We start from the raw sequence: 2,411 nt of genomic DNA on the forward strand, positions 1-2,411 counted from the left end.
TCTCATAATCAATTTCACGCTTTTAATATTGGTAAACCAGGCGTTGTTATTAATAACGCAATAAGCCCTGTTAGTTCTCAATTAGCAGGGCTGGTTAATGCTAATCCCAATTTAGACGGTAATGCCGCCAATTTAGTTATTAATGAAGTAGTGGGTAATGGGCATTCTCAACTATTGGGCAAATTAGAAATAGCGGGTAAACAAGCCAGTGTTTTAATCGCCAATCAAAATGGTATTACTTGTGATGGCTGTAATTTTATTAATACACCGGAAATTACGCTGACAACAGGTAAACCTAGTTTTAATTCTCAGGGGTTGTTATCTGCAATAGAGGTTAAAAAAGGCAATATTGTTATTGGTGAGCAGGGAATGGATGCAGAGTCACAAAGCTATGCCGATATTCTTAGTCGCAGTATTGAATTAAATGGAAAGATTAAAGCAAAAAACCTCTCTTTAATGCAAGGTAATAACCGTATTGATTTTGAAAAAGGTACGGTAAATAACATTAGTGGCGAAGGAAATAAACCCACACTGTCTATTGATACAAAAGCACTGGGTGGTATGTATGCCAATCAAATTAGACTAGTCAGTACAGAAAGTGGTGTAGGTGTAAATTTAAGTGATATTCAAACAAAACAAAATAGCTTGAATTTAACCGTTGATGGAAAAATCACTTTTAATGGCAATATTAACGCTAAAAGCGATATTAATGTTAGCACTAAAGCGTTGCAGATTAACCCAGATGCAAAACTGAAGAGTGAAAAGGATATCACCCTCGCTACAAACATATTGACTAATAATGGGGAGATAATCGCAGAAAAAGATATGCGTTTATTTACTGATAAACTCAGTAATAAAGGCGGAGAAGCGCTTATCCAAGCCAAAGATAATTTATGGATACAAAAAAATGCACAGGGTGATCCAAGTACTTTAATTGAAAATCAATCAGCTACTATAAAAACAGAACAGGGCGATTTGATTATTCGAACAAAGAAGTTGGTTAATGAATCTATTACACCTTTTTTTAAAGAGATAAAACAAGAGCCTGATTCTAATCATGCGGTAAGTATCGGTAATTATCTTTTTACACCCGCTCATAATGGTTCCAAAGATAATTTTCTTTTAGTTACTTTCTTTGCTGCATTAAAAGATTTTGTTGGTAACAAATGGTTTGATATTTTAGATTTAAGAAAAAATGGCGGTGTTAACGTAGAACGAACGTCATTTGAAATAGATAAAGAATATATTCCTAGCGTTATTTTATCAGGTAAGAATTTATACTTGCAATCTAATGAGTTAATTAATGAACAGTCTAAGATCATTGTAACTGATAATTTAATTGCAACAGGAGATAATATTAAATCGTCTTATTATCTTTTGGGTGACTATAATAAGTGGGATTTATATTTTCTAGAAGAAGAAATTGATGATTATTTTGAATATTATAATTATGATTATGATGAATCAAAACATAATATTGATAAATCTAAATTATTTAAAGAGGATTGTTTTGTTCTTCATGAGAAAGCAGGTAGTTATTATGAGTTTGTAATAAATGATAGTCCTGAATATATGTTGAAGGCGGGAGGTAATTTAGTTCTAGACTTTAAAAATAGTATAAATTTAGATAGGAAATTTCCATTTTCAGAAAAAAACATCAAAGAAATAAAAAACATTTTAACATCAGATAACACCGTGTTAGCTAATAATATTTTATTAAATTCTGCTGATATTAATATTTCATTGAATTTAAAGGCTGATAATAATTTATCTATTCTTGCTAATAAAAATATCAATATTAAAAATGCTTCTTTATTAACTGAGGAAGCAATAAGTTTAACAGCAAATGATAATATAAGTTTTGAACAAGGGGTGGTAATAACGAAAGATCTTTCTGTCCTTAGTAAGAGTGGTAATGTTAATTATTCGTTAGATCCAGCTTACTCTTATTCCCTAAGTAATTTTGCACCATCTATTATTGATGTTTCTGATAAAGTTACTTTTTATTCTGGGGGAAGTATTCTTTTTGATAACGCTTTGGTTAATAGAGTAAATAAAATAAATTTAACTGCATTAGAAAATATTAAAATTCAACGTAATGAGTCTTTATTATTTGGTTTATTACCGAATAAGGCATCTAATACATCTATTTCTGAATTATTATTGAAATTTGGCAGTTGGGAATTCGGAAATATTACACTCACTGCGGGAAAGGATATCGTTAGCCAAGGCATAAAATATTCTAGTGATAAAGCCATAACCTTTAATGCAGGGCAGGATATTTTTCTCGCTTCAAAGTCAATAAAAGAAGCGGATCCTTTCTTTAGTGATATTCATTACCCAAAGTTACAATCTAAATTATTCGCCAACAATAATATTATATTAAATGCTGCTCGTGATATTGATTTAAC

1 protein-coding gene is annotated in these 2,411 nt (G+C 30.6%); it reads left to right on the plus strand.

Translation table 11 applies throughout. The annotated features are described in order from the left end of the window. Positions 1–2,411: filamentous hemagglutinin N-terminal domain-containing protein (locus ABN099_RS18950; protein WP_349465931.1), on the plus strand; the 2,411-nt coding region annotated here is incomplete at both ends.

The organism is Proteus hauseri, assembly GCF_040139125.1.
GTDB lineage: Bacteria > Pseudomonadota > Gammaproteobacteria > Enterobacterales > Enterobacteriaceae > Proteus > Proteus hauseri_B.